General features: G+C 73.2%; 23 protein-coding genes and 1 pseudogene. 6 read left to right on the forward strand and 18 right to left on the reverse strand.

Translation table 11 applies throughout. The annotated features are described in order from the left end of the window. Nucleotides 1-30: 30 nt before the first annotated feature. A complete protein-coding gene (locus AB0M28_RS14705; protein WP_365403339.1) occupies nt 31-954 on the reverse strand; it encodes a hypothetical protein in 924 nt (307 codons plus the stop codon). Nucleotides 955-1045: 91 nt separating this feature from the next. Here AB0M28_RS14705 and AB0M28_RS14710 point away from each other — a divergent pair, with 91 nt between their 5' ends. Beyond that, on the forward strand, nt 1046-1240 hold the full coding sequence (locus AB0M28_RS14710; RefSeq protein WP_365403341.1) for a DUF3046 domain-containing protein: 195 nt from the start codon (nt 1046-1048) through the stop codon (nt 1238-1240). A 59-nt stretch (nt 1241-1299) separates the two neighbouring features. On the opposite strand, the gene AB0M28_RS14715 is transcribed toward AB0M28_RS14710, so the two are convergent. The 11 genes and pseudogenes from AB0M28_RS14715 to AB0M28_RS14765 all read right to left on the reverse strand — a co-directional run bounded on the left by AB0M28_RS14715 (nt 1300) and on the right by AB0M28_RS14765 (nt 14919). Further along, complete coding sequence (locus AB0M28_RS14715) at nt 1300-2016, reverse strand: class III extradiol dioxygenase subunit B-like domain-containing protein (protein WP_365403344.1); 717 nt, start codon at nt 2014-2016, stop codon at nt 1300-1302. A 191-nt stretch (nt 2017-2207) separates the two neighbouring features. Continuing rightward, complete coding sequence (locus AB0M28_RS14720) at nt 2208-2531, reverse strand: hypothetical protein (RefSeq protein ID WP_365403347.1); 324 nt, start codon at nt 2529-2531, stop codon at nt 2208-2210. Between the two features lie 9 nt (nt 2532-2540). Then, on the reverse strand, nt 2541-5417 hold the full coding sequence (locus AB0M28_RS14725) for a hypothetical protein (RefSeq protein ID WP_365403350.1): 2877 nt from the start codon (nt 5415-5417) through the stop codon (nt 2541-2543). Next, entirely contained in the window at nt 5414-7267 is a 1854-nt protein-coding gene (locus AB0M28_RS14730; protein WP_365403352.1) for an HSP90 family protein, read from the reverse strand. Before AB0M28_RS14730 ends, AB0M28_RS14725 begins: the two co-directional genes overlap by 4 nt. Before the next feature lie 77 nt (nt 7268-7344). Further along, entirely contained in the window at nt 7345-8337 is a 993-nt protein-coding gene (locus tag AB0M28_RS14735) for a hypothetical protein (protein ID WP_365403355.1), read from the reverse strand. A 105-nt stretch (nt 8338-8442) separates the two neighbouring features. After that, nucleotides 8443-9960, reverse strand: a complete 1518-nt coding sequence (locus tag AB0M28_RS14740; protein ID WP_365403358.1) for an FAD-dependent monooxygenase — start codon at nt 9958-9960, stop codon at nt 8443-8445. A gap of 109 nt (nt 9961-10069) precedes the next feature. Then, the gene (locus AB0M28_RS14745) at nt 10070-10945 is read right to left on the reverse strand and encodes an amino acid ABC transporter permease (RefSeq protein ID WP_365403361.1); all 876 of its coding nucleotides are present in this window, start codon (nt 10943-10945) and stop codon (nt 10070-10072) included. Beyond that, nucleotides 10942-11607 (reverse strand): amino acid ABC transporter permease, encoded by a 666-nt coding sequence (locus AB0M28_RS14750; protein ID WP_365403364.1) that lies wholly within the window; start codon nt 11605-11607, stop codon nt 10942-10944. Before AB0M28_RS14750 ends, AB0M28_RS14745 begins: the two co-directional genes overlap by 4 nt. A gap of 137 nt (nt 11608-11744) precedes the next feature. After that, the gene (locus tag AB0M28_RS14755) at nt 11745-13376 is read right to left on the reverse strand and encodes a tannase/feruloyl esterase family alpha/beta hydrolase (RefSeq protein ID WP_365403367.1); all 1632 of its coding nucleotides are present in this window, start codon (nt 13374-13376) and stop codon (nt 11745-11747) included. 200 nt (nt 13377-13576) lie between these two features. Further along, nucleotides 13577-14207, reverse strand: a pseudogene (locus AB0M28_RS14760) (cytochrome b/b6 domain-containing protein). Next, nucleotides 14197-14919, reverse strand: a complete 723-nt coding sequence (locus AB0M28_RS14765) for a molybdopterin-dependent oxidoreductase (protein WP_365403370.1) — start codon at nt 14917-14919, stop codon at nt 14197-14199. Before AB0M28_RS14765 ends, AB0M28_RS14760 begins: the two are co-directional and overlap by 11 nt. A gap of 382 nt (nt 14920-15301) precedes the next feature. On the opposite strand from AB0M28_RS14765, the gene abc-f reads away from it, so the two are divergent. The 3 genes from abc-f to AB0M28_RS14780 all read left to right on the forward strand — a co-directional run bounded on the left by abc-f (nt 15302) and on the right by AB0M28_RS14780 (nt 19332). Further along, on the forward strand, nt 15302-16936 hold the full coding sequence (abc-f, locus tag AB0M28_RS14770; protein ID WP_365403373.1) for a ribosomal protection-like ABC-F family protein: 1635 nt from the start codon (nt 15302-15304) through the stop codon (nt 16934-16936). A 79-nt stretch (nt 16937-17015) separates the two neighbouring features. Beyond that, the gene (locus AB0M28_RS14775; protein WP_365403376.1) at nt 17016-18641 is read left to right on the forward strand and encodes an ATP-binding cassette domain-containing protein; all 1626 of its coding nucleotides are present in this window, start codon (nt 17016-17018) and stop codon (nt 18639-18641) included. A gap of 133 nt (nt 18642-18774) precedes the next feature. Beyond that, nucleotides 18775-19332, forward strand: coding sequence for a CGNR zinc finger domain-containing protein (locus tag AB0M28_RS14780; protein ID WP_365403379.1), 558 nt, complete (start codon nt 18775-18777; stop codon nt 19330-19332). A gap of 37 nt (nt 19333-19369) precedes the next feature. On the opposite strand, the gene AB0M28_RS14785 is transcribed toward AB0M28_RS14780, so the two are convergent. The 6 genes from AB0M28_RS14785 to AB0M28_RS14810 all read right to left on the reverse strand — a co-directional run bounded on the left by AB0M28_RS14785 (nt 19370) and on the right by AB0M28_RS14810 (nt 23916). Further along, nucleotides 19370-19966 (reverse strand): GPP34 family phosphoprotein, encoded by a 597-nt coding sequence (locus AB0M28_RS14785; RefSeq protein WP_365403381.1) that lies wholly within the window; start codon nt 19964-19966, stop codon nt 19370-19372. Nucleotides 19967-20120: 154 nt separating this feature from the next. Beyond that, nucleotides 20121-20438, reverse strand: a complete 318-nt coding sequence (locus tag AB0M28_RS14790) for an osmotically inducible protein OsmC (RefSeq protein ID WP_365403384.1) — start codon at nt 20436-20438, stop codon at nt 20121-20123. A 41-nt stretch (nt 20439-20479) separates the two neighbouring features. After that, nucleotides 20480-20671 (reverse strand): hypothetical protein, encoded by a 192-nt coding sequence (locus AB0M28_RS14795; RefSeq protein WP_365403387.1) that lies wholly within the window; start codon nt 20669-20671, stop codon nt 20480-20482. 52 nt (nt 20672-20723) lie between these two features. Beyond that, nucleotides 20724-21470, reverse strand: a complete 747-nt coding sequence (locus tag AB0M28_RS14800; RefSeq protein ID WP_365403390.1) for an ABC transporter permease — start codon at nt 21468-21470, stop codon at nt 20724-20726. Then, entirely contained in the window at nt 21467-22984 is a 1518-nt protein-coding gene (locus tag AB0M28_RS14805; RefSeq protein ID WP_365403393.1) for an ABC transporter permease subunit, read from the reverse strand. Before AB0M28_RS14805 ends, AB0M28_RS14800 begins: the two co-directional genes overlap by 4 nt. Continuing rightward, nucleotides 22981-23916: an ATP-binding cassette domain-containing protein gene (locus AB0M28_RS14810; RefSeq protein WP_365403398.1), complete on the reverse strand. Its 936-nt coding sequence runs from the start codon at nt 23914-23916 to the stop codon at nt 22981-22983. The genes AB0M28_RS14805 and AB0M28_RS14810 overlap by 4 nt, the downstream gene beginning before the upstream one ends. A gap of 159 nt (nt 23917-24075) precedes the next feature. On the opposite strand from AB0M28_RS14810, the gene AB0M28_RS14815 reads away from it, so the two are divergent. Next, nucleotides 24076-24738: a response regulator transcription factor gene (locus AB0M28_RS14815; RefSeq protein WP_365403401.1), complete on the forward strand. Its 663-nt coding sequence runs from the start codon at nt 24076-24078 to the stop codon at nt 24736-24738. After that, on the forward strand, nt 24735-25919 hold the full coding sequence (locus AB0M28_RS14820; protein ID WP_365403404.1) for a HAMP domain-containing sensor histidine kinase: 1185 nt from the start codon (nt 24735-24737) through the stop codon (nt 25917-25919). The genes AB0M28_RS14815 and AB0M28_RS14820 overlap by 4 nt, the downstream gene beginning before the upstream one ends. Nucleotides 25920-25979: the final 60 nt, after the last annotated feature.

The raw sequence follows: 25979 nt of genomic DNA on the forward strand, positions 1-25979 counted from the left end.
GCGGCCGAGCGGTCACCGGACGACCCCCGCTCAGCGGCCCAGCCATCCGTACGCCCGCAGCGTCAGCAGCGCCTCCAGCGTGACCAGCGGACGCCACTCCAGCTCCGAACCCGGGGCCCAGGTGCGCCACCGCACAGGCCAGCCGCCGTCCTCCTGCTGCTGCCCCGCCAGGAAGTCCAGGCCCGCCGCCATCTCCGTGTCGCTGAACCAGCGGCGGGCCAGGGAGTCGGGACTGCGGGCGAAATCGGGGACGTAGTGGTGCTCGCCGGGCGCGTACCCCTCGCTCACCGGCCAGGACGCGGCCCCGGCGGGGTCGAGGACGGCGAGCCGCTGCTCGCGGACCAGACGGCCCAGCCGCTCCGCCGCCGCCTCGGCGCGCGAGCGGTCCTGCGCGCTGTCGAGGAAGGCGACCGCCGCCTGCACCTCGTACGGATGCGTGTCCTGCAGGGCCTCGATGGTCCGCCAGCAGAAGTCGGCGGCGCGGAAGAGCCACGCGTGCCAGACGCCGTTGGCGTTCAGCAGCCCGACGACGGGAGCGGTCGTCAGCAGACTCCCCTCGGGGTCGTCCACCACGGGTACGTAGGGGGCGTGCGGGTAGCCGTCGAGGGACGGGTGCACGGCGGGCAGGGCGCCGTCGGGTGTGGAGACGTCCGTCAGATAGCCGCAGACGCGCTCCGCCCGCCGCCCCGCGCAGCGGCCGACGGAGTCCAGGACACGTAGCGCGTGGGCGGTGTGCAGGGGCTGGCTGACGGGCCCGCGCAGATCGGGCTCCAGCGCGTGCCCGTAGCCGCCGTCCGGGTTGCGGTACGCCTCGAGCGCCGCCTCGACCCCGTCCGCGCCGGTGTCAGTCTCGTCGCGGAAGTGGTAGGCATACCTGCGCTGTTCGAGGACGCGAGCGGTGAGCCAGACGAAGTGCTCGGCGGAAGCGAGCCGGGGTGCGGGGCCTTCAGGCATGCACCGACCGTATGCCCGGGTCCGCGGCCCGCGGGCGGGCCGCTGCGGGGGAGCACTCTAAGTAGCTGACGGCGGGCGCGATAATGGACGCATGTGGTTGACGGTCTTCTGGCAGCGTATGACGGCGTACTTCGGTGAGGCGTACGTCGACTCCTTCGCGCGCGATCATGTGATGTCGCAACTGGGAGGGCGCACGGTGCACGAGGCGCTCGCCGACGGGTGGGACGCGAAGGACGTGTGGCGGGCGGTCTGCGACGCGATGGCCGTGCCCGCCGAGATGAGGTGAGCCGGGCCGTCACCGTGAGGTGAGCCCCGCGGGGCCGTCGCCGCCGGGACGATCCGGCCCTACGACCAGGCCGCCACGTAGTACCCCACCCCGTACGGAGCGTCCTCGTACAGCAGGCGGCCCTCCAGGTCCGCGCCCTCGGCGGCGCCCGCGAGGACCTGCCAGCACGCGCGGCCGTTCGCCTGGAGGTCGAAGGCCAGCTCCTCGTCCAGGGTGGTGAGCGCCGCCAGGTCCGCGGTGCCCAGGGCGCGGGCCGCGTCCCGGTCGAAGGCCTCGGCCCGCTCGTCGAAGTAGCCGGGCGCCTTGGGCGTACGGCAGGCCGTGCCGTCCCCCATCACCAGCAGCGCCACCCGGCCCGCGCCGGCGGCCAGTTCGCCGCCGACCTCCAGGCAGCGGGCGGTCGGCAGCGGTTCGCCGACGCCCAGGCCCTCGACCGGGGTGCCCGACCAGCCGGTGCGCTCCAGCAGCCACGCCGCCACGGCCAGGGACGGCGGCAGCGTCCGCTCGCCCTCCGGCCCGGCGTCACCCGGGCCGAGGCGGACGGTCAGGTCCACCCCGAAGCCCCGGAACGAACCGGGCGCCCCCTGCGGATGCGGACCGCGGCCCTCCTGCTCGGCGGGGCCGAGGACCACCAGCCGGTCCGGCCGGGCGGCGGCCAGCAGGCCGATCGCGTCGGTGCAGGCGGCGCGCAGCGCGTCCAGCTCGGGCGCGGCGCCGGCGGCGACCTCGGGCACGAGCAGCGGCGGACAGGGGCAGCAGGCGGCGGCGATGAGCATGGGCGGCAGCCTACTGCGGTGTCCGCGGGTGCCCGGCCGTCGGCCCCGGTCGGGCGGCGCGTCCCGAGGCCGGCGGTCAACCCGGCGAGGAGCCCGGACGTCAACCAGCCAACGCCCCGTCGTCAACCAGCCAACGCCCCGCCGTCAACCCGGCCATACGCCCCGCTGTCACCCCCGCGAGGCGCCGACCGTCACCCCCGGTGAGGCGGCGCGTCCTGCGGCCCGGAGGGACGCTCGTACCCGGTGCTGTCGCAGACGAGTTCGACCGCCGAGAACCGGCAGTGGTACTCCGACCGCCGGCCCTCCAGGAAGAGCAGGAAGCCGTCCGCCGTCTCGAACAGCCAGCGCTGCTTCGGCATCATCGGGTGCTGTGGCTGGTACTGGCGCGCGAACCGCTCCAGCCGGGCGAGCGCCTCGCCCCTGCCGCCGTCGACGACGGCCAGCACCCTCGGTGTCCAGCGCGCCGCCTCACCGCTCCCGGTCGTCTCCTCGACGATCAGTCCCCAACGGGTCATGGTCCCCCCTCACCCTCGTCCGGCCAACTGCTCGCGCAGGGCGGCGAGGATCCTCGCCGCCTCCATGTGCCCCGCCTGCTCGCACCGGCGTATCGCGTCGCCGAGCCGCGTGACGGCCGCCGCCGGGCGGCCCAGCGCGTGGCCCTCGATCATCGCGGCCACCCGTACCGACTCGGCCCGGGGCTCCTCCGCCTGCGGGCCGCCCTCCGCGTAACCGGCGATGGACGCCTCCAGCTCGCCGAGCGCCTCCTCGAACCGCTCGGCCTCCGCCAGGCAGCGGGCCCGCCGGTAGCGGACGGCTCCCTGGTGGTACCAGACCGGCACCGGCTCCTCGCCGACCGCCGCCTCGGCGAGCAGCTCGTCGGCCGTCGCCAGCAGCGCCAGCGCCCGGTCCAGGGCGTCGGCCCCCTGCTGGTCCATCAGATGCTGGGCGGACTCGCAGAGCATCGGGGTCACGTTGTCGTGGCGCGGCGCCCGCCCGTGGGCCGCCAGGGCCCGCTCGCGGGCGGTGTCGGCCGCCTCCCAGGAGCCTGCCGCGGCCAGGGCGCTCGCGGCGTCGCACGCGACCATGGTGTGGATGTCCTGCTCCGGCCAGTCGGCGGTCTGCTCGGCGAGCAGCAGGAACTCCTGTGCCGCGGCGCGGTGTTCGCCCAGCGCCCGCAGCCCGCGACCGAGGCTGAGCCGTGCCTGCGCGGCCAGCCGCTCCTCCAGCGACCCGGCGTCCCCGAGCATCGACTCCAGCACGGCGACCCCGTCGGCGGCCCGTCCCGCGCAGGAGAGGGCGTCGGCGAGCTGCAGCCGGGCCGACGCGGCCTCCTCGTGGTCCTTGTGCCGGTCGAACCAGTCGACGGCCTCCGTCAGCGCCCGGGCGGCGCCCTCGGCGTCGCCCAGATGCATCCGGGCGTGGCCGAGCATCCCCTTCGCGGGGCCGTGCGGGAAGTCGGTCTCGCCCCAGCGCACGGCGTCCGCGACGGCGCGGTGCACCAGGTCGGACGCCTCCTCGTGGCGCTCCTGCTGCAGGGTGATCTGCGCGAGCAGCAGCACGTTGCGGTTGCCGCGCCAGGGCTCCCCGGCCGCGGTCACCAGGTCGACCGACTCGCGCACCAGGGCCTCGGCCTCGTCCAACCGCTCCCGGCGGGCGGCGACATGCCCGAGCATGCTCAGCGCCACGGCCCTGCGGTGCGGTACGCCGAGGGCGTCGGCGGCGTCGCGCAGGGCGTGCGCGGCGTCGAGGAATTCCCGCTCCAGTTCCTCGGGGGCCTCGGGCAGCGCCTCCGTCAGGCGGTGGTGCACGCAGCTGGTGCGGCAGTGGAGGACCAGCAGGTAGTCCCGGTCGTCGATGCCGCCGTCGGCGCCGGAGCGCAGCTCCTCCGCCCGGTGCAGGATCTCCTCCAGGCTCGCCCAGGCGGCGTCCTGCACCTCGGCCGGCTCCTCGGCACGGAAGTGCGATGTCGCCAGCCGGGCACGCGCGCCCAGCGCCTCGCCCTCGCAGCCGAGTTCCTCGAAGAGCGCCGCCGCTTCGGCCATGAGGGCGCGTCCGGCGGTCCACTTCTCGTCACGGTTCCAGAACTCGAGCCCCCGGTGCACCGCCAGCTCGGCGCGCACCTTCGGGTCGGGGGCCTCCGCGCCCGCGTCGAGGCGTTCCCCGATGCGGTGCCACAGCGGTTCGTCGCCGGGCCGGCCGGTGTCCCGGTGCTCGCGGGCCCGGCGTACCAGCTCCGCGAAGTCCTCCGGTATCTCCGTCGCGGCCGGCGCCTGAGCCGGGGCGGGCGTCACGACGGCCGGGGCGCGCACGCCCAGCGGCAGGGGCTCCGCGAGGAGCGGCTGCCGCGTCAGCCGGGCCCGGCGCCGGTCGCCGACCGCGGACGTGCCGTTGCGGCCGTCGAACCGGGCCGCCAGGGCAGCCGCCTCCGTACGCACGTGGTCCAGCAGCGAGGCGGCCGTCCAGCCGCGGCCGGGCGGGCCGCTCACCTCCGCGTCGCCGTGTCCGGCGTCCGCCAGCCGCGCGAGCAGGACCTCCGCGCCGGTGAGGAAGTCGAGGTGCGCGAGGGGGTCGCTCGCGCCGCCGAACAGCTCCCGGTTCTCCGCGAGGACCTCCAGCCCGCGCCCCTCGTTGCGGGTGAGCGCGCAGAACTCCAGGTGCAGGCCGATCTCCGCGCCGGTGGCGGAGCGGCCGCGGGAGCGGCGGTAGCCGGCCAGATGGGCCGAGCGGGCCTCGTCCAGACGGCCCGCGCGGACGAGCGGCAGCAGGGCGTACGCCTGGCTGGTGTGCGGCTCCTCGCTGCACGTGCCCTCGCCGGTGAGGACCGGCTCCCACTCCGTCAGCGCCGCGTCGTCGTCGCCCAGCAGCACCTGGTGGACGGCCCGGTGGCGCACCTCGCAGGCCGCGCAGTCGGTCAGTTCGGTGCGCGGCCGCGTCGCCCACAGGTCGTACGCGTCCTCGACGGCCGCCCCGGTGTGCGCGGCGAGCTGGTAGCGCATGCCGTAGTACGGCTGCAGTCCGTGTCCGGCGCCCCGGTAGCGGTCGCGCATCTCCTCGTGCCACTGCCGTACGGCCTCCAGCGGCACCTCGGGTACGCGCAGCAGCGCCGCGGCCACCCACTTGAACCGCCAGAAGACCTGGCCGGCCTCCCATTCGCTGAACGCCTCGGGCTTGTCGTCCCAGAGCTTCAGGACGCGCGCGAACACCACCGGCGACTTACGCGGCTCGGCGTCGTACTCGTACGCCTCCATCAGCTCCAGCAGCGCCGTGACCAGCAGTTCGGCGTCGTCGAACTGGTCGGCGGCGTCCACCAGCTGCTCCGCCGCCACGGTGCGCTGCCGGCCGTAGGGGCGCTCGTTGTTGAGCCGTAGCTCCTCCAGCACGGCCTGTGGGGTGTCCGTCACGATGACTCCTCCTGGCTGTCGCCGACGGCCGCCTCCTGGCCGTGCATGGCGTGGTCGAGCAGGCTGATGAAGGACCGGTTGAGCAGGGCGGACTCGCTCGCGCGCAGCGGCCGCCGGGTGAGCAGCAGCGCCTGTCCGTACAGCGCCTCCACGGCGGTGACGGTCAGCTCCCGGCCGGACAGCGAGGCGGCGCGCTTGATCAGCGGGTTGAGGTGGTTGAGTACGAGCTGGGCGCGCGGGGCCTCCGCCCGCAGCGCGCCGAGGATGCCGGCCCACATACCGTCCGCCTCGTCGGCGAGCCGGGCGCGGGTGCGCTCGTGCCGGGTCTCGCGGTTGTCCAGCAGCAGGGCCGGCGCGCTCACCGGGTGGAAGCTGCGCAGCACCACGTCGCAGTCGAACTGGGCCATGACCTCGCGGGCCGTCGCGAGGAACGAGGCCGCGGACAGCTCCACCGCCACGTCCACCGGGTCCAGATGGGCGGCGACCGTCACCGGGTCCAGATCGGCCACCGTCGTGCCGGGGCGGATCTCGGGGAGGCGGTGCACCAGATCGCGGTCGTAGGTGTAGCCGCCGTTCACCACGCCCAGTCCGGCCGCGCCGGCGATCGGCGCCACCTGCCGGAACTCCTCCACGGTCTGCGCCACCAGGATCGTGGCGTGGCCGCGGGCGAACTCGTCGAGCGTCACATGGCCGTCCGTCGTCTCGAACGGCAGCCACGGCAGCAGCATCCGCAGCAGGTCGTCGTCGTGCCGGGCGAGGGCCTTGACGGCGAGATGGTGCACGGACAGGAAGCGGTGCAGCAGGGCCGGATCGCTCGCCGCCAGCGCCGTCAGCCAGTCGCGTATCCGCTGCCCGAGGGCGTCGCGGACGGCCGCCAGGGTCTCGTCCTCGTACAGCGCCTCGCGCGAGGCCGTCGGCCGCAGCCCCTCGGCGTCGACCACGCAGCGCACGAAGAACGCCCATTCGGGGAGCAGTTCGGCGGCCTGGTCGGAGACCAGCATGCCCTTCAGGTGCACCTGGTGCCCGGCGCGCTTCGACGGCGGCGCGGCGTCCGGCAGGACGTGGGCGACGCCCTTCAGGCCGACGACCGGGAGGTCCAGCTCGATGGTGTCGAGCGGGGTGAAGTCGAAGGTGGCGCGGCAGTGCTCGGTGTACGCCTCGCGGCGGGCGAGCGGCGATGCGTAGGGGCGGGTCCACGGCGCGGGTGTGTTGACCGGCGAGCCGTCCACCAGCACGTCGTACCGCAGCAGCTTGCCGTAGTGCCGGGCCAGGGAACGGACCTGGGCGGGCGCCGTCCACTCGGCGGCGTCGGCGCGCGGCGCGAGCCGCACGGTGGTGCCGGGCTCCGGCATCGCGGAGGACGGCAGGACGGTGATCGTGTAGCTGCCGTCGGAGCTGCCCCGCCAGCGCACCGCGGGGGCGCCGGGTGTCGCGGCGGAGCGGCTGGTGACCTCGATCTCGTCCGCCACCACGAAGCACGCGAGCAGCCCGATGCCGAACTGGCCGATGAAGTCGGCCCGCGCCGCCTCCAGTCCGGCACCGTCCAGGGCGCCGTCGGAGCGCCGCTTGGAGCTGCGGCCGATGGTGGCGAGGAAGGTGTGCACGTCCGTCTCGGACAGGCCGATGCCCGTGTCCGTCACGGTCAGCGCGCCGCCGTCCGTCCGCACGCTGATCCGGGCCGGAGCTCCCGGCTCGCGGGACTGGCGGGCGGTGACCGCGTCGACGGCGTTCTGCAGCAGCTCGCGCAGATAGACGCGGGGGCTGGAGTAGAGGTGGTGGGAGAGCAGGTCGACCAGGCCGCGCAGATCCACCTGGAAGGTGTGCGCGGTCCCGGATTCGGCAGGGGACACCTGGGCGGGCCTTTCGTTCGGACGGTCGAGCCGGTACGGCGGGAGGTGCGGCCTTCGGGCAGGGGAGGGGCCGCCGCCTAGGACAGCGCCTGGTCGCGGTGTTTGCGGAAGGCGCGCTCCGGTCCGTCCGCCAGATAGAACCAGGGGAACTCCGTCACCGCGCCGTCCAGCGCGGCGAACAGGGGCCGGGCCGCGCCGTGCTCACCGGCCAGCGAGAACGCCATGGCGAAGGTGTTGTACGGCAGCATCCACTCGCGGGTTCGCCGGAAGTCCGGGTGCAGCACCGAACGCCGCGCCGCCTCGTGCAGTTCGGCGACGACCTTGGGGCGGCGGATGTAGTCGTTCGCCGTCTCGTCCCGGTCCAGCCACTCCTCGATGTGCCCGAGCGCCACCAGCTCGCCCAGGGGGCTGCCCTCGGGCGCGGCGAGCATGGACCGGCGGGCGAACGCGTGCATCTCCTCGTGCGAGCCGCCCCATTTGGCGGCGATCTGCTGCAGGTGCTGCTGGTGGACGAGGAGGTTGCCGGGGCCGCGGCGCACGGCGGCGGCGAAGCGCCGCCGCGCGGCACCGGTGTCTATCTCCAGTCCGCGCCCGCTCGTCTGCAGCCACAGCCAGGGGGCCAGCCAGCCGGGCTCGCGCTCCGCCACCTCGTAGAGCCACTCCTCGGCCTGGCAGAGCCGTTCGTGGAAGACGCGGAACTGGTCCTCGGAGACCTGGGACGCGCGCGCCCCGGTCCGCGCCTCCCAGGCCCACGCCACCTGCCGGGCGCCCGCCACGAGCAGCGCCAGCGCGGAGTCCGGCTCCGCCGCGACGGCCTCGCGGATCCACACCTCGACGCCGGGCACCTCGGTCAGCCGGGACAGCAGCCAGGTGCGGTCCTCGTCGTCGACGGAGGCCAGTCCGTCGCGCAGGGCGGGCCAGTCGCCCGAAGTGGCGGCGGCGCGCAGCGCGGGAAGCCGCGGATCGCCGAAGTCCGGGTCGACGGCGGGCCGCGAGAGGCGCGCCCCCCATCTGCCCGTCCTGCCCCGGTCCCCCCTGTCCGCCGAACGGCGGCGGCCCAGCAGTGCCATACGTGGCCCCCCTCCCAGATCCACGGGGCTGCCACCAGGTGATCGCCCCAGGCGCAGTGTTCTATCACGCGGCGCCGACAACGGGCCCGCGCGGGGCGCCACCGGTCACCCGACGACGGCCTCCACGCACGCCCGCAGCGCCGCCGCGTCCACCCCCGGCAGCGCGGCGACGAGCCGCCCGTCCGGCCGTACGACGAGCACCGCGTGCGCCGGCGCGCCCGGATACCCCTCCGCGACCAGCAGCGACGCCCGCACCGGCAGCTCCTCCACCGCCTGCACCAGCGACGGCATCAGCCCGGCCTTCAGCCACTTGCTGTGGTGCCAGACGCGGGTGCCCGGCGCCACGAACACCACGAGCACCGTCCGCCCTATCCGGGCGTGCAGGGTGGTCTCCGTGCCGTCCGCCGCGATGACGGGCACGTCGTCGACCGGCGCCCCCAGCTCCGTACCGACGGTGAGCGACGGCACCGGCGGGTCGGCCGCGTACACCGCGTCCGCCCCGACCGTGCCCCGCCCCAGATGCCCGTCGGCCAGCAGCGACACCGCGGGGCCGCGCCGCCACTCGCCGGAGCGGCGGCGCACCATCGGCAGCGCCTGGTCGGCGGCGCGCAGCCGGCGGCGCAGGACGCCGCGGCGCTCCGCCGTGTACCCGCCGAGCAGCCCTCCCGGCGCTCCCGCGTGCTGGGCGGCGGCCAGTCTCCAGGCGAGGTTCTCCGCGTCCTGCAGCCCCTCGTCGAGCTGCCGGCCGCCGAGCGTCCCCACCAGATGCGCCGCGTCGCCCGCCAGCGCAACCCGGCCGCGGTGGAAGGAGTGCGCGAGGCGGTGGTGGACGGTGTGCACTCCGGTGTCCAGCAGTTCGTACGCCCCCTCCGTCACCTCCGACCCCCACCACCGCGTCAGCGTCGCCTCGACACGCGCGACCATGTCCTCGGGAGTGACCAGCCCGGCGTCCGCCGGCAGCAGCCAGTCCAGCCGCCACACCCCGTCGGGGAGCGGGCGGGCGCACACCTCCGACGGCGTCCCGTGCAGCACCGTCTCGTCCGCCCACGGCAGTTCGGCGCGTATGGCCGCAACCGCGTGCCGCTCGACGGCCGTCCGGCCGGCGAAACGGACGTCGAGGAGCTTGCGTACGATGGAGCGCGCCCCGTCGCAGCCGACGGCGTAACTGCCGCGCCACCACACGCCCTTGTCGTCCTCCGGCGTGCCGCGCGTGTGCACGGAGACGCCCTCCGGCTCCGCCTCGATCGCGTCGACGCGCGCCCCGGGGACCAGCGTCACCAGATCGCAGGCCGTCGCCCACGCGCGCAGCTCGTCCACCAGCGCCTGCTGCGGTACGTGCAGGGGTCCCGGTTCGCCGTACGGCAGGTGCAGCACCGTCCGCCTGCCCCGCACGGCCCGCCAGCCCGCCAGCCGCAGCCCCAGTGTGGTGCACCCCAGGCGCTGGAGGAACGCGACGGTCGGCGCGCGCAGCACCGCCGTGCGGGCAGGGCGGGGCGGAAGGGGGGTGCCTGGGGAGGTCTCACCGTCGAGGACGAGGGTGGAGACGCCGCTGTGTGCCAACGCCAAGGACAGGGTGAGCCCGACGGGTCCTGCCCCGACGATGATCACCGGGTCCACGATCACAAGGCGTATGCAACCCACTCGCCGACCACCGCGTCAAGCTGGCTGGACAGCGCCCCGTATGACGGAGGGGCGGCGGTTCAAAACCGCCGCCCCTTGCGCGTGTTCGGGGTCAGACCGCCCGCCCCGTCGCGAGGTCCTCGACCTCGTCGACGCCGACGACCGCGCCGGTCGTCTTCTTGCCGCGCCGGATCCGGCCCTCGAGCCAGCTCGCGAAGGTGGTGAGCGCGAAGTTCAGCACCACGAAGATCGCCGCGACGACGATGAAGCTCGGGATGACGTTGGCGTAGTTCGCTGACAGCGTCTGCCGGGAGCTGAGCAGCTCGGGGAAGGTCAGCACCGCGCCGCCGAGCGCCGTGTCCTTCACGATCACGACGAGCTGGCTGACGATCGCCGGCAGCATGGCCGTCACGGCCTGCGGCAGCAGCACCAGGGTCATCATCTGGCCCTTACGCAGACCGATCGCCTTCGCGGCCTCCGTCTGCCCCTTGGGCAGCGCCAGGATGCCCGCCCGCACGATCTCCGCCAGCACCGAGGCGTTGTACAGCACCAGGCCGGTGACCACGGCGTACATCGGCCGCACATCGCTGCTGATGCCCGTGTTGGACGCGTAGAACTGGTTCGCGAAGATCATCAGGATCAGCACGGGGATGGCGCGGAAGAACTCCACGATCGCGCCCGCCGTGCCCCGCACCCAGCGGTGGTCGGAGAGCCGGGCGATGCCGAAGAACGCGCCCAGCGGCAGTGCGATGACCATGGACAGCGCGGCAGCCTGCAGGGTCTTGCCCAGACCGGGCAGCAGATACGTCGTCCAGGCCTGCTCCGTGGTGAACGGCTCCCAGAGGTTCCCCTCCAGCTGGCCCTTGTCGGACAGCTGGCTGATGGCCCACCACAGGCCGAGCGCCAGCAGGACGAGGAAGACGACCGTGTAGACGGCGTTGCGGACCTTGGCCTTCGGGCCCGGCGTGTCGTAGAGGACGGAGCTCATCGCTTCACCGCCAGCCGCTTGCTGAGCCAGCCCAGGAGCAGGCCGACGGGCATCGTCAGCACGATGAACCCGAAGGCGAACACCAGGGAGATGAGGACCAGCTGGGCCTCGTTCTCGATCATTTCCTTCATCAGCAAGGACGCCTCCGCGACACCGATGGCCGCCGCCACGGTGGTGTTCTTGGTGAGCGCGATCAGCACGTTCGCCAGCGGGCCGATGACGGAACGGAAGGCCTGCGGCAGCACGATCAGGGTCAGTACCTGGGTGAAGCTCAGACCGAGCGCCCGGGCGGCCTCGGCCTGTCCGACCGGCACTGTGTTGATGCCCGACCGCAGCGCCTCGCAGACGAACGCGGCCGTGTACGCCGACAGGCCGAAGACGGCCAGCCGGAAGTACTGGGAGTCGAAGTTGTCCGCGCCGAACGTCACGCCGTAGACGTCACCGAGGCCCAGCGCGGCGAACACGATGATCACCGTGAGCGGGGTGTTCCGCACGATGTTCACGTACGCCGCTCCGAAGCCGCGCATCAGCGGTACGGGGGAGACCCGCATACCCGCCAGGACGGTGCCCCAGACCAGGGAGAACAGGGCGGAGAGCAGCGCGAGCTGCACGGTCACCCAGAACGCCGCGAGCAGGTCGTAGCCTTCAAGGAAATCAAACACAGAACTATCCGCATCCCGCGATCGTCGCGCGTGTATGGATGGCGGGGCGCGGCGGGGCGGGCGCGCGGCGCGCCCCGCCCCCGGGGGGCGCGCGGCGCGCGCGGGGCGGGGGCGTGGCCGTGAGCCGGCCGGCGGCGTCAGTCGAGCGACGCCGGGGCGCAGCGGAAGCTGGCGGCGTCGGCCGGGTCGCCCGTGCCCTTGTACCGGGACACCAGCGGGTAGCCGCAGAGGTCACGGGTGACGGTCTGGCCGGCGTCGTTCACCAGGGTGGCCGGCAGCGTCCGCGGTGCCTTGCCCTGCTCGACCCAGGCGGTCAGGGCGGCGAGGTCGTCGGTCGTGCCGTCGCCCTTGTTCAGACCGCAGTGGGCGGTACCCGGGGCGAGGAACAGGCGGTAGAACTCGTCGACCTTGTCGGTGCCGCCCATGGTCCGCTCGACCTGCTCGCGGTAGCGCACGGTCCCCTGCGTGGGAATGTACTGGTCGGCCTCACCGTGCCAGGTCAGCAGCTTGCCGCCGGACTTGCGGAAGGCGGACAGGTCGGGGTCGTCCGTGCCGATGACCTTGTTGTACTCGGCCACCGACTGCTGGAACAGCTCCGCGAACCGGCTGTAGGTGATGGTGGAGATGTCGAGCGACGGCTGCTTCTGCACCCACGTCGCGACCCAGGCCGCGGGCACGGGGAACGGCCAGCCCTTGATCTCGCCGTTCGCGTCGGGCCCGACGCCCGCCAGAGCCGACAGATCGGCACCGATCGGGGTACCTGACCACAGCTCCTCGCCCGAGTCGGTGCGCGGACCGTCCCAGATCTTGCGTACGACGCTCGCGTCCGCCGCCGTGATGGTCAGCTCCGTGCCGTTGCACACGACCTTGGTGCCGATCAGCGTGCGCGGGTCGAAGCCGCAGTCGCGCGGATCCTCGATCAGACCGTCCCGCGCCCCGTCGAGCGGGTCGCAGGCCGTCACGGCCGCCTTGGTGAAGGCGCCGAACTCGCAGGCGGACGGGTAGGTCCCCTCCTGGTTCATGACCACCTGGGGCCACAGGGTCGCGACCTCGAACTTCTCCCAGCTGACGGCCGGTGCGTTGGCGAGGATGCCGTCGTAGTCGTCCGGATAGCGCTGGGCCTCCATATAGCCCTGGCGCCCGCCGGTCGAGCAGCCGTTGAAGTACGCGTAGGACGCGCGCGTGCTGTAGAAGCCGCGGATCACCTCCTTGGCGACGACTGCCGCCTCGTGCTCGGAGCGGGCGGCGAAGTTCTCCAGCAGGGCCGCGTTCACCTGGCCCGCGCCGTCGAGGGCCCAGCCGGTGTCTATGTAGGTGCTGACGCCCGCGTCGGTGGTCGCCGCCGCGTAGCCGTTCTTGACCGCGACCGCCATGGCCGAGCCGTAGTCGCCGGCGGCGTAGGCGCTGCCGCCGACCGTCTGCAGGCGGCCGTTCCAGCCCTCCAGGGGCAGCCAGACCCGCACCTTGGCATGGTCGCCCTGGCCCGGGTGGGTCAGCGTGACCGTCAGGTCGCAGAACGCCGGCACGTCGGGGATGTGGTCCTCCGGCAGCGGCGTCACCGGGGGCACGTCGACCGTGCCCGCGGGATGGCCGACCGCGGTGACGTTCTCCACCGCGGTGCCGGACGGGGCCCGCACGGACAGCGTCCGGCAGTCGCGCGACTCGGAGGCGGCGCCGTGCTTCTGGGGTTCCGCCGACGCGTTCGGCAGGAAGACCGCCGCGGCCAGCGAAACACCGCCGACGGCGAAGACAGTGAGAAGTCTCTTCATCGCTTTCCCATCCAGGAAGTAGGTGTGCGCCAAGACGGCGGCACATGTGCAACTCACACGAGCAGGGCTCCGGGAACACCCCGGACTTTATCACCTGTTAAACCGGTGACGTTCGTGTGCCGGCGTCCTGATGGCCGGATTCCGCCGGCCCGTTCCCACTCTGGACACGTATCGCGGTCCCGCCAACCGTCAGTTGACTGTCAGTCGCGCAGCCACCGGCTGTGATGGCGCTCCGCCCAGGAGCGGCTGACGTAGCCGGTACGCATCCCCAGCCGCGCCTCCGGATCCTCCAGCGCCATGCGCATGTGCCCGATGACGACGATGACGACGGCCCAGGCCAGGCAGTCGTGGACGAAGATCGCACTGGTCCGGGAGATGAAGGGCAGCAGCCCCATGAACCACATCAGCAGGCCGGTGGACATCATCACCAGCACGGCGCCGGCGACCCACCCGGCGTAGATCTTCTGGCCGGCGTTGAACTTGCCCGCGGGACGCGCCTCGGGGGACGTCCGGCGTCCGCGCACCGCCCGCAGCCACTGCCGGTCGTACGGCGCGAGGCGGTTGAGCCGGCGCGAGGCGGTTGAGCCGGCGCAGGTCCGCCCGGAAGTCGGCGGAGAACAGCCCGAGAAGCACGGGGAGCGGCAGCGCGATGCCCGACCACTCGTGCAACGTGACCATCAGATGGCGCCGGCCGACGAGTTGGGCCAGCGGGCCCAGGTACAGGCAGGCGGCGCTGGCCATGCACACCAGCATCAGCACCCCGGTGGCGCGGTGCACCGCACGCTCCGCCGCGCTGAAGCGGCGGACCCGGCCGGACGGATCAGGCCGCATCGCTCTGCCGGTCCGCGCCGTCGAGCCAGCCGTCGACCGGATAGCCGCGCTCCTCCCAGAAGCCGGGAACGACCTTCTCCGTGACCCTGATACCGGACAGCCACTTGGCGGACTTGTAGAAGTACATGGGCGCCACATAGAGGCGCACCGGCCCGCCGTGCGCGTGCGTCACGGGCTTGTCCTGCATCTTCAGCGCCACCAGGACGTCCGAACGCCGGGCCTGCTCCAGGGTGAGGCTTTCGGTGTAGGCACCGTCGAAGCAGGTGAAGCGGACCGCCGTGGCGGCGGAGCGTACTCCCGAGGCGTCGAGGATGTCCGCCAGCCTCACCCCTTCGAAGGGCGTCCGGTTCACCCGCCACCCGTCGGTGCACAGGACGTCGTGGACGATCCGGGTCTGCGGCAGGGCGCGCAGGTCGCCGAGGGTGTAGGCCGTCGGCCGGTCCACCAGTCCGTCGACCCGCAGTTCGTAGTTCGTCTCGTCCTTGTGCGGCACCGAGCCGACGATGCTGTAGTAGCGGAAGCCGCCCGGGTTCGGCAGCAGGCCGGTCAGTCCCGTCGGGTCGGCCTGGGACGCCTCGGCCAGCGCCCGCTCCCAGCCGCGCTGCAGATAGGGCGCGGCGGCGAGCCCGGCTGCGCCCGCACCGAGCATGCCCAGCATGGTCCGCCGGCCCAACGGGGCGCCTCGGCTCGTGCGTTTCTCTCTTCCAGCCATGTCCGGTGCGCTCCTTCGACGATCCGGGCGGGATACGGCGACGCCTCTCGTCGACGGCCCCACACGTGTGAAGGGGGGCCTCAATTGGACGTCACCGTTTAAAGTGGTGACGATGCTGACACGGGCGTCACGGCCTGTCAAACAGCGAGACGAACACCGAGGCCGCCGGGCGACACGTGCTACGCTGCGAAGATCCAGGCCGCATATCGAGGAGTGGCAGACGTGGTAGGTGACGACGACATCTCCGGGTGAGACCCGGAGCTGACGGCCACCGGCAGGGCGCGTGCGAGCGCCGCCGACGTGGCCCGTTCGTCGTACCCCTTTCCTCTCATCTGCCCAGGGCAGAGCTCTGTCTGCCCTTGATCCACTCGAGGTCGCCTCCATGTCCGACGCCTCCGTCGTCTGCTCGAACCTGTCCTTCTCCTGGCCGGACGACACCCCGGTCTTCCACGATCTGACCTTCAGCCTGAACTCCGGCCGTACCGGCCTCGTCGCCCCCAACGGCTCCGGCAAGAGCACCCTGCTGAAGCTGATCGCCGGCCAACTCGGGCCCACCACCGGCTCGGTGTCCGTCGCGGGCACGCTGGGGTATCTGCCGCAGACCCTGCCCCTGACCGGAACCCTCACCGTCGCCGAGGTGCTCGGCGTCGCCGCCGTCATCCGCGCCCTGGACGCCGTCGAGTCCGGTGACGTGAGCGAGGAGCACTTCACCGCCATCGGCGACGAATGGGACATCGAGGAGCGCACCCGCGCCGAACTCGACCGCCTGGGCCTGGCCGACCTCACCCTGGACCGCCGCCTCAGCACCCTGAGCGGCGGACAGGTCGTCTCGCTCGGCCTGGCGGCCCAGCTGCTGAAGCGCCCCGACGTCCTGCTGCTCGACGAGCCCACCAACAACCTCGACCTCGACGCCCGGCACCGGCTCTACGACGTCCTGGGCGACTTCCACGGATGCCTGCTGCTGGTCAGCCACGACCGGGCGCTCCTCGACCGCATGGAGCGCATCGCCGAACTCTCCGGCGACGAACTGCGCTTCTACGGCGGCAACTTCACCGCGTACGAGGAAGCCGTGGCGGCCGAGCGGGAGGTCGCCGAGAAGAACGTCCGCAACGCCGAACTGGAGCTGAAGCGCGAGAAGCGGGAGATGCAGCAGGCCCGCGAGCGCGCCGAGCGCCGCGCGAGCAACGCCTCGCGCAACCTCAAGAACGCGGGCCTCCCCCGCATCTTCGCCGGCAACATGAAGCGTGGCGCCCAGGAGTCCGCGGGCCGGGCCGGGCAGATGCACGCGGCCCGCGTCAGCGACGCCAAGGCACGCCTCGACGAGGCCGGCCGTGCGCTGCGCGACGAACAGCGCATCACGCTGGAACTCCCCGACACCCGGGTACCCGCCGGACGCAACCTCTTCCTGGGCGAGGGCATGCAGATCCGGCACGCCGGGCGGCCCGTGTTCACCGAGGCCGGCGTCGATCTGACCGTCCGCGGCCCCGAGCGCATCGCGCTCACCGGGCCCAACGGGGCCGGGAAGTCCACCCTGCTGCGCCTGATCGACGGCGAACTCACCCCGGACAGCGGGCAGATCACGCGCAACGACGGGCGTATCGCCTATCTCTCGCAGCGCCTGGACCTGCTCGATCCGGACCGTACCGTGGCGGAGAACTTCGCCGCCTTCACCCCGGAACTGCCCGAGGCGGAGCGGATGAACCTGCTCGCCCGCTTCCTCTTCCGGGGCGCCCGTGCCCACCTCCCCGCCGGCGTGCTCTCCGGCGGCGAGCGGCTGCGTGCCACCCTGGCCTGTGTCCTGTGCGCCGAGCCGGCCCCCCATCTGCTGCTGCTCGACGAGCCGACCAACAACCTCGACCTGGTCAGCGCGGGCCAGCTGGAGAGCGCGCTCAACGCCTACCAGGGCGCGTTCATGGTCGTCAGCCACGACGAGCGGTTCCTCGCCCGGATCGGAGTGAACCGCTGGCTGCGCCTGGCCGACGGCGAGCTCGAGGAGACCGGGGCTCTCGCGGTGTGACCCGCCGGCGCGTGAAGCGGCCCGCGTCCGAGGCTTCGTGCCCGGCGGGCCGACCACCGATCACGTTGGACGGAACCCTGTGCCCCAGCCCGCCCTGCTCGCCCACGACCTCGTCCGCACCCTCGGTGACCGGAAGGTGCTCGACGGCGTCTCCCTGACCGCCTCCCCCGGCCACCGCATCGGCCTCATCGGGGAGAACGGCGCCGGCAAGTCCACGCTGCTGCGTGTGCTCGCCGGTGTGGACGAACCCGACGCCGGGAGCGTCTCGCGCCCCGCCGATCTCGGCTTCCTGCACCAGGAGTTGCCGTACGAAGCCGCCTCGACCCTCGCGACGGTGCTGGACGAGGCGCTGCGCGAGGCCCGCGAGGACCTCGCGCAACTCGACCGGCTCGCCCAGCAGCTGGCCCTGGTCCCCGAGAGCGAACCCGCCCATGCGGGGCTGCTCGACGCCTACGGCGCGCGCCTCGAGCAGGCTCAGCACCGGGAGTCCTGGGACGCCGACCGTCGCGCGACCCTGGTGCTGGACGGCCTGGGGCTGGGCGCGCTCGGGCACGACCGCACGCTCGGTTCGCTCTCCGGCGGGCAGCGCGGCCGGCTGGCGCTGGCCGCGCTGCTCCTCCGGCGTCCGTCCGCGCTGCTGCTCGACGAGCCGACCAACCACCTCGACGACAGCGCCGCGGGCTTCCTCGAGGAGCAGTTGCGCGGCCTGCCCGGAACCGTGGTCGTGGCCAGTCATGACCGGGCGTTCCTCGACGCCGTCTGCACCGACCTGATCGATCTCGACCCGGCGGTGGACGGTCCGGTCCGCTACGGCGGCAACTACAGCGCCTACCTGACCGAGAAGAACGCCGAGCGGGCGCGGTGGGAGCGGCGCTACGCCGAGGAGCAGCAGGAGCTGGAAGCGCTGCGCCAGACAGCCGGCGTGACCGCGCACCGCGTGGCACCCGACCGCGGCCCGCGCGACAACGAGAAGATGGGATACGGCCATCGGGCCGGCCGGGTGCAGAACCAGATCTCCCGCCGGGTGCGCGACGCCACCCGGCGGCTGACGGAGCTGGAGCGCACGCGGGTCGCCGAGCCGCCGCGGCCGCTGCGGTTCGCGGCACCGGATCTGGCCGCGGGGGCGCCGGAGGGGGCCCTGGTGTCGCTGCGCGGCGTACGGGTGCCGGGCCGGCTGTCGGTGGACGGCCTGGAGGTGGCGGAGGCCGACCGGCTCCTGGTCACGGGTGGCAACGGAGCGGGCAAGTCGACGCTGCTCGCCGTACTCGCCGGACAGCTCGCCGCCGGTGGTGAGATCCGTGTGCGGCGCGGGCTGACGGTGGGCCTGCTCACTCAGGACACCGCCTTCGACCGCACGGACCGTACGGCCCGGGAGACCTACGAGGTCTCGCTGGGCGCCCGGCGGGCGGAGAAGGTGCCGCTGGGCTCGCTCGGCCTGCTGCACGACGCGGATCTGGACAAGCCGGTCGGGCACTTGTCCGTGGGCCAGCGCCGGCGGCTCGCGCTGGCCCTGCTCGTGGCGCGTCCCCCGCAGCTGCTGCTCCTCGACGAGCCGACGAACCATCTGTCGCCGCGCCTGTGCGACGAGCTGGAGGCCGCGCTGGGCACCGGCCCCGGCGCGATCGTGGTGGCCAGCCACGACCGGTGGCTGCGGCGGCGGTGGCAAGGGCGGGAGCTCCCGCTGGAGGCAGGGAGCGTACGGTAGGGCGGCCCCTGGGCGTCTACGACCCCGGGGCCGCCGGATAATACACGACAAACCCGACCACGTCTCTGTGGCGAACCCTCTGAAACGGTGACGCTTCTTGCGTCCGGGGGCAGTCACCCGTCAAGATGGTGATGTGAACCTTGACCATGTCTTCGTGTGCGGCCACCCGGCGCTCGACTTCGCGGCCACCCTGCGGGCCCGGCGGTCGACCCGGTTCGAGATGTTCGTAACGCCGGAGCGACTGAACGCCTGGTATCTGGAGTCAGCGCTCGTCGACACGATCACGCCCGCCGACGAGGACGACGTCACGCAGGCGAAGGCCCTGCGGGAGGCCCTCTACAGGCTCATCACCGCCCGCCGTCTCGGCGAGGACTTCGACCGGGAAGCACTCGGCGTGGTCAACAGCGCCGCACGCAAGACCCCCGCGACACCGCAGCTCACCATGACCGGGCGTCACACCGACGCCACCCCGGAACAGGCTCTGGCGACGGTCGCCCGGCAGGCGGTCGAACTGCTCAGCGGCCCGGACGTCCCGCTGCTGAAGGAGTGCGGCAACCCCGAGTGCACACGGGTCTACGTCGACCGGTCCCGGGGTATGCGGCGCAACTGGTGCGGCATGGAGTCCTGCGGCAACAAGATCAAGGCGGCCGCCTACCGCGCACGGAAGAAGACGGCCGCCTCCGCGTCCTGATCCTGCGGACGCCTTCGAGGGGTTCGGTGGTACGGGTCTACGCCCGCCACACGTTGTCGAATGCGGCGTTCTCGATCGCCCGCCGCTGCCGCGTGGCCTCCAGCTCCGTGACGGCGTCGGCGACGGCTGCCAGCACGGTCGCCGCCGCCTCATCGGCTGAGCCCTGCGTTTCTCCGTCGTCCGCGACACCCGCGGCGGCGGCCAGAGCGGCGAGCACGGGCTCGCCGGACGCCCAGCGCTTCTGGGCACGGGCGCGGTCCGGCGAATCCGCCGGTACGAGCCGCGGGGAGCGCAGCGAGAAGCGGTGGGCCCGCGGACGGATCGCGAGCCCGGTGTTCTCCAGCTCCTCGACGTAGCGCGCGGCCAGCCCGCGGCCGTGGCGCCACAGCCAGTCCTCGACCGTCTCGTACGGCTCGCGCCGGACGAGCGCGGCGACCGCCCGGTCCAGCAGACGGTCACCAGTCGCCTCCTCCGGGCCGGGCACGAGGCGGTCGTCGTCCAGGGTCAGCGCCCCGCGCTCCAGCAGGTCGATCGTTTCCGCCCCCGCGAGCGCAAGGGACAGGTCCCCCTGCTCCACCCACCGGTCGAGGGGTGCGTCGAGTGCGACGAGTGCGAGGTCTCGTGCGCAGGTCATGAACGGTTCTCCTTCTCCGGCGGTCAGATGAAGCTCGAGGGCGGCGGGCCGTACCCGGACATCACCACGCTCGCCGACCAGGCCCATATCTGGGTGACGGTCGGCCACACAGGCATGTTTCTCAGGAAAGTCATCAGCTCGTCCGTCCGCAGGTTCAGGCGGCCGCGCTCGCGTTGACGGTGACGGGGATGTTGTCGCGCGTGGCCTTGGAGTACGGGCAGATCCGGTGTGCGGCGTACGCGAGTTCGACGGCCGTCGCCTGGTCGACGCCGCCCAGCACGGGGGTGAGGACCGCGGAAAGGGGTGACCAGCCGGCGGCCAGGAGCTGCTCGGGGTTGGTGGCGTCGCCGGCACCGCCCAGCTCCTTCGGAATGGCGAGGGTGGTCTCCAACAGGCCGTCGGAGGAGTGCACATGGCCGCCGTTGCGGCCCTCTCCGTCGACGTCGACAACGGCGGTGTAGCTGACTGCCATGGCTGGTACTCCCCATCCGGAAACGTGGACTTGCGGACGCTTCAGCCGGGACACGTTCCCGCATCACCCACTGAAGCGGTGACGCAAGCATGGCATTCACTTTCGTCACCAGTCAAGACGGTGATTCGCTGCCGCACGCGAGCGGCCGCCTTGGCCTTGCGGGCCAGCCGGTAGGCGGCGGCCTCACGACGCAGCTCGGAGTTGCGGGAGTTGGCGATCTCGTAGCCGTACATTCTCTGTCTCCTCGGGAGGCTCCCGGCCGGTGTCCACCGGCCTTCGCGACCCTCAGACATCGCGCCGGCACAGCAGTACGCCGCCGGTCAGCAGCGCCGCGGCGGCCCATCCGGCGGTCACGCCCAGGTCGGCCCACGGAGTGACGGGCGCGCCGGTGGCCCGGGCAAGGAGACCGGGGCTTGCGGGCGCGAGCTTGGCGAGCATGCGCTGCCCGTACGGATCGCTGATGGTCAGGGAGAGGATGGGGACGACGTAGAGCAGGCCGAGGACGATCCCGATGCTGGTGGCGGAGTCCCGCACGGCGGTCGCGACGCCGAGGCCGAGAAGGGCGATCAGCAGCAGATGGAGGACCGACCAGACGACCGCGCGCAGCGTCGGCCCCTCGGCCAGGAACAGGGCCAGGGTGCCCGGTCCGCGCAGGATGAGCCGCCCGGCGAGCAGCGATCCCAGGACGGCGACGGTCCCGGCGACCGCCACGAGACCGCTGAGCGTCACCGCCTTGGCCGCGAGGACGGTGACCCGCCGCGGCACCGCCGTCAGCGTGGTGCGGATCAGGCCCGAGCCGTACTCCCCGCTGATGACCAGGACGGCCAGGACGGCGACCGGCGCCTGGCCGAGAGGGACACCCGTGAGGCCGACCCCGGTCGTATCGCCGCCACAGCCGGTGGACGCGCACCTCACCACCGAGGCCGCACCGGCGCTCAGCGCCACGGTCGCCGCGATGGTGCCGAGCAGCAGCCACCACGGACCGGACATGGTCCGGAGCTTCGTCCACTCCGCGTGCAGGGCGCGCGTCACGCGTCCCTCCTGTCGAGCAGAACGGCGGCCACGGCCAGGCTGACCACCGTGTAACCGGCCAGGACCGCGAACCCGGCCCACGGCGCCAGCGGGTAGTAGCCGTTGTACGGCGTGTAGTTGCTCGTGACCTGGTGGTACGGCGTGAGCGTCTGCTGGACGGCGAAGGCCGCGGCCGGTGTCACCCGGGCCAGCCAGGCCGACACGTTCGCGGGCATGAACGGGACGGCCATCAGGACATAGGGCAGCACGACGGCCACGACGACGGTGGCGACCGCGCCCGCGCCGTGCCGCAGAGCGGTGCCGACGGACAGGGCCAGGACCGCGGTGGTCGCAAGGAGCGCCGCGGTCCCGAGCGCCACCCGCAGTTCGGCCGAAGCGGTCACCGGGAAGATGTAGACCCCGTGGCTCCGGGCGAGGCGCTCGCCGAGCGGACCGGCGACGAGCGCTCCCACCAGCCCGGCGCCGAAGGTCGCGGTCCCCAGCACGAGCGCCTTGGCCAGCAGCACCCGGCTCCGTCCGGGACTGGCGGCCAGCGTGACGAGGATCAGGTTCGTCCGGTGCTCCGTGGTGATGAACTGCACCCCCACCACGATCACCGCGATCAGTGCGGCGAACGTGCCGGTGAGGAGTTCCCGGAGCGTGCCACCTGTCGGCAGGCTGTCGCGTACGGCAGGCGCGATGTCGCCGGCCCCGGTCACGGTGATCCGGCCGCCGGATTCCGCGTACGAACCCGCCGTACCAGCCGGGTAGCCGGCGAAGCCGGGGGCTCCGGCGCCCACCTGACCGCCGGTCCATCCGCCACCCGCCGGCTCTGCCGCGACCCGGAGGTCGCTGAAGACGGCCGTGGACACGCTGCCGGCCGTGCCGCCGCCGCTCACGGCGGGCGGAGAAGCGACGAACAGCCCGATCCGCACGGTCGGTCCGAGTCCGCTCACCCGCACGTGGCCCGTCTCGGTCCAGTGCGTGCCGTCGGCCGAGGCGTATCCGGTGATCGTGTCGCCCGAGCGGTCCAGCCGCAGCCGGCGGACCGACGCGGCCGGGACGGGGCCGGGAAGTCCGGCCGAGTCGTGGGCGTAGCCGTGCTGCATCCGTACGCCGTGGCTGCCGGTGACCATGACGGCCGCGTAGGGCGAGCCCTGGCGGGTGCTCTCCTTGACGATGAGACCGGCCTTCGCCCAGGGCACGATGCCGGGCCGCAGGCTCCGAGGACCGTCGGGAAGGCTGCTCTTGAGGGCGCCGACGGACACGGTGATGCTGCCGTTCCCGGTCAGCGGCCGGTGGACGAAGTAGAAGCTGTCGGTGACCGGTTCACCGCCCGGTCCGATCGGCACGGGCGGTGAGCCCTTCTGGTCGCTGCTGATCCCGGCGAGCAGGGCGAACAGCACCAGCATCAGCGCCGCGGCCAGGATGCCTGCCACCCAGCCGCGCACCGTTCGGAGCTTGGTCCACTCCGCGTGCACGACATGGGCGAAGCCGCGGGGCCCGGCATCCGATGGTGGGACGGTGGCGGTCACCGCGGCACCTCCACGGCCGTCGCGGCCCGGAACTCGACCGCTTCATGGGTGAGTTCGAGGTAGACGTCCTCGAGGGTCGCGCGGTGTGCCGACACCTCGGAGAACGGCACCGCGCTCCGGCCGAGCAGCGCCGCGATCCGCTCCGCGGGGAGTCCGGAGACGGTGAGGGTGTCCCGGCCGGTGGCTGACACGCTCGCGCCGGCATCCGTGAGCACCCGCGTCGCGTGCGTCCCGGACCCGGTCACCACAGCCACCCGGTTCCGGGAGGCGGCCGCGATCAGGTCGGCCACGGTGGCGTCGGCGACGGCCCTGCCGCGCCCGGCCACGACCACGTGGTCGGCCATGTCCTGCACCTCGCTCATCAGGTGGCTGGAGACCAGCACGGCGCGGCCGTGCGCGGCCAGCGACCGCAGCAACCCGCGCATCCAGATGATGCCGTCGGGGTCCATGCCGTTGAACGGCTCGTCGAGCATGACGATCGGCGGGTCGCCCAGCAGCGCCGCGGCGATCCCGAGGCGCTGCCGCATGCCCAGCGAGTAGCCGCCGGCCCTGCGCCGCGCGACCGGGGCCAGGCCGACCTGCTCGATCACCTGGTCCACCCGCCGCGCCCGCAGGCCCTGGGCGTGCGCCAGCCACAGCAGGTGGTCGCGCCCGGTGCGGCCGGGGTGCGGCGCGGCGCCGTCCACCAGCGCACCGACGTGGCGCGGCGGACAGCGAAGACCGCGGTACGGCCGGCCGTCGATCAGCGCGGTGCCCTCATCGACCGCGTCCAGGCCCAGGATCACCCGCATCGTGGTGGACTTCCCGGCGCCGTTCGGCCCGACGAAGCCGGTCACCACACCGGGTCGGACGGTGAACGACATGCCGTCGAGGGCCCGGACCGTCCCGTAGCGCTTGCGCAGTCCGGCGACGACAAGGGTCGGGGCGCTCATCGCGGCCCGCTCATGGTTCGAAACGTACTCATGCCGACGGTTGTACGCGGCACCCGGTTCCAGCCCGGTCGCGGCCGCTGCGACCGGGCTGCGACCCGGCGTCTGGCATCGTGGGCGCATGCCACCCCGATCCGCCCGCCGCCCCGCCCGTACGCGCCCATGAGGGTCCTCGTCGTCGAGGACTTCGAGATCCTCGCCCGTTCCATCGGCACCGGCCTGCGTCAGGAGGGCATGGCCGTCGACGTCGTCCTGGACGGGACCGCCGCCCTCGATCAGCTGACCGCCACCCGCTACGACGTGGTGGTCCTCGACCGCGACCTGCCCGGTGTCCACGGGGACGAGATCTGCCGGCGACTCGCCCACGGCCGCCACGCGACCCGGGTGCTGATGCTCACCGCCTCCGACACCATCGAGGACCGCGTCCACGGGCTCGGCCTCGGCGCGGACGACTATCTGCCCAAGCCGTTCGCCTTCGCCGAACTGGTCGCCCGTGTCCGCGCCCTGGCCCGCCGCGCCACCCCACCGGTTCCGCCCACCCTGACCTGCGGGGACATCACTCTCGACCCGGCCCGCCGCACCGCGTCCCGGGCCGGCCGGCGGCTCGGGCTGAGCCCCAAGGAGTTCGCGCTGCTGGAGTGCCTGCTCGCCGTACCGGGCCTGGTCGTCTCCGCCGAGGAGCTGCTCGAACGCGTCTGGGACGCTGCCGCCGACCCCTTCAGCAGCGCCGTGAAGCACACCATGCACCGGTTGCGGGCCAAGCTCGGCGATCCGCCCGTGATCGAGACCGTCCGCGAAGGCGGCTACCGGATAGGACCGTCATGACCTCCCCGCAGCCCGCCGGAAGGCCCCTGCGGACACGGCTCGCGCTCGCGTACGCGGCCGGCGTCTACGCCGCCGGGGTCTTCGTGCTCGTCCTGGCGGTCGTGCCGCTCATCAGCGTCGACGCGGGCACACCCGAGGGCCGGCCCGCCTCGGGCGTGACCACCGGAGCCGGACCCGGGTTCAGCCTGAGCCAGATCCTCACGGGGTCAGGCGTCGCCCTAGTCGTCCTGATACCCGTCGCCCTGGCGCTCGGCTGGTTCGTCGCCGGCCGGTTCCTGCGCCCGCTGCGCGCCATCACCGCCACCGCCAGGAGCATCTCCACGGGCAGCCTCCACCGGCGCCTCGACCTCGGCGAGCCCACGGACGAGCTGACCGAACTCGGCCGCACCCTCGACGACCTGTTCGCCCGCCTGCAGGTCTCCTTCGATGCCCAGGGCCACTTCGTGGCCAACGCCTCCCACGAACTGCGCACCCCCCTCGCCGGCCTGCGCACCCTCCTCGAAGTCACCCTCGCCGACCCGGACGCCGACGCCGACACGCTGCGCTCGGCCTGCCGGGAGGCACTCGCGCTCGGCGCACACCAGGAGCGACTCGTCCGGGCACTGCTCGCTCTGGCCACCAGCGAACGCGGCGTCACCCGCTGGGACACCCTCGACCTCGCCCACGTCGTCGAGGGAGTGCTGGCCTCGCGCCGCGACCAGGCAGCCCTCCGGGGCATCGAACTCACCGAACACCTGACGAGCGCCGTCACGGCCGGGGATCCGGGACTGGTCGAGAGCCTCGTCGCCAACCTCATCGACAACGCCGTCCGCCACAACCGCCCGGACGGGCAGGTGGAGATCACCACCCGGTCCTGCGGCACCGGGGCGGCCCTCACGGTCACCAACAGCGGGCCGGTCGTCCCCGAAGCCCAGATCCCGCGCCTCCTGCACCCCTTCCAGAAGCTGGCGCCCGACCGCGACGGCCGTGGCGAGGGCCATGGTCTCGGCCTCGCCATCGTCGACGCCGTCGCCCAGGCCCACCGCGCCACCCTCACCGCGAGCGCACGCGCGGAAGGCGGCCTGTCCGTCACCGTGCGGTTCACCCACGCACCACACCCGGCTGACCTGCCGGAGCCCGCGTCCGTTCACCCGGACGGCGCAGTCGGACGCGGTGTGCGGGCCCGGCGCGGTGGAGCCTGAGGACAGACGCGGTCTCCCCGTGTCCGGCGCGTTCGGTGCGCCGGGCCATCGCACTGCAGG

It is taken from the genome of Streptomyces sp. NPDC051940, from assembly GCF_040680895.1.
GTDB lineage: Bacteria > Actinomycetota > Actinomycetes > Streptomycetales > Streptomycetaceae > Streptomyces.

Bases quoted from the DNA above. Each gene is read 5' to 3' on its own strand.
- AB0M28_RS14765 (WP_365403370.1), bottom strand. From the start codon at position 14,919: ATGGCTGGAAGAGAGAAACGCACGAGCCGAGGCGCCCCGTTGGGCCGG.
- AB0M28_RS14735 (WP_365403355.1), bottom strand. From the start codon at position 8,337: ATGGCACTGCTGGGCCGCCGCCGTTCGGCGGACAGGGGGGACCGGGGC.
- AB0M28_RS14815 (WP_365403401.1), top strand. From the start codon at position 24,076: ATGAGGGTCCTCGTCGTCGAGGACTTCGAGATCCTCGCCCGTTCCATC.
- AB0M28_RS14810 (WP_365403398.1), bottom strand. From the start codon at position 23,916: ATGAGCGCCCCGACCCTTGTCGTCGCCGGACTGCGCAAGCGCTACGGG.
- AB0M28_RS14715 (WP_365403344.1), bottom strand. From the start codon at position 2,016: ATGCTCATCGCCGCCGCCTGCTGCCCCTGTCCGCCGCTGCTCGTGCCC.
- abc-f (WP_365403373.1), top strand. From the start codon at position 15,302: ATGTCCGACGCCTCCGTCGTCTGCTCGAACCTGTCCTTCTCCTGGCCG.
- AB0M28_RS14795 (WP_365403387.1), bottom strand. From the start codon at position 20,671: ATGTACGGCTACGAGATCGCCAACTCCCGCAACTCCGAGCTGCGTCGT.
- AB0M28_RS14820 (WP_365403404.1), top strand. From the start codon at position 24,735: ATGACCTCCCCGCAGCCCGCCGGAAGGCCCCTGCGGACACGGCTCGCG.
- AB0M28_RS14755 (WP_365403367.1), bottom strand. From the start codon at position 13,376: ATGAAGAGACTTCTCACTGTCTTCGCCGTCGGCGGTGTTTCGCTGGCC.
- AB0M28_RS14790 (WP_365403384.1), bottom strand. From the start codon at position 20,438: ATGGCAGTCAGCTACACCGCCGTTGTCGACGTCGACGGAGAGGGCCGC.
- AB0M28_RS14705 (WP_365403339.1), bottom strand. From the start codon at position 954: ATGCCTGAAGGCCCCGCACCCCGGCTCGCTTCCGCCGAGCACTTCGTC.
- AB0M28_RS14785 (WP_365403381.1), bottom strand. From the start codon at position 19,966: ATGACCTGCGCACGAGACCTCGCACTCGTCGCACTCGACGCACCCCTC.
- AB0M28_RS14720 (WP_365403347.1), bottom strand. From the start codon at position 2,531: ATGACCCGTTGGGGACTGATCGTCGAGGAGACGACCGGGAGCGGTGAG.
- AB0M28_RS14710 (WP_365403341.1), top strand. From the start codon at position 1,046: ATGTGGTTGACGGTCTTCTGGCAGCGTATGACGGCGTACTTCGGTGAG.
- AB0M28_RS14745 (WP_365403361.1), bottom strand. From the start codon at position 10,945: ATGAGCTCCGTCCTCTACGACACGCCGGGCCCGAAGGCCAAGGTCCGC.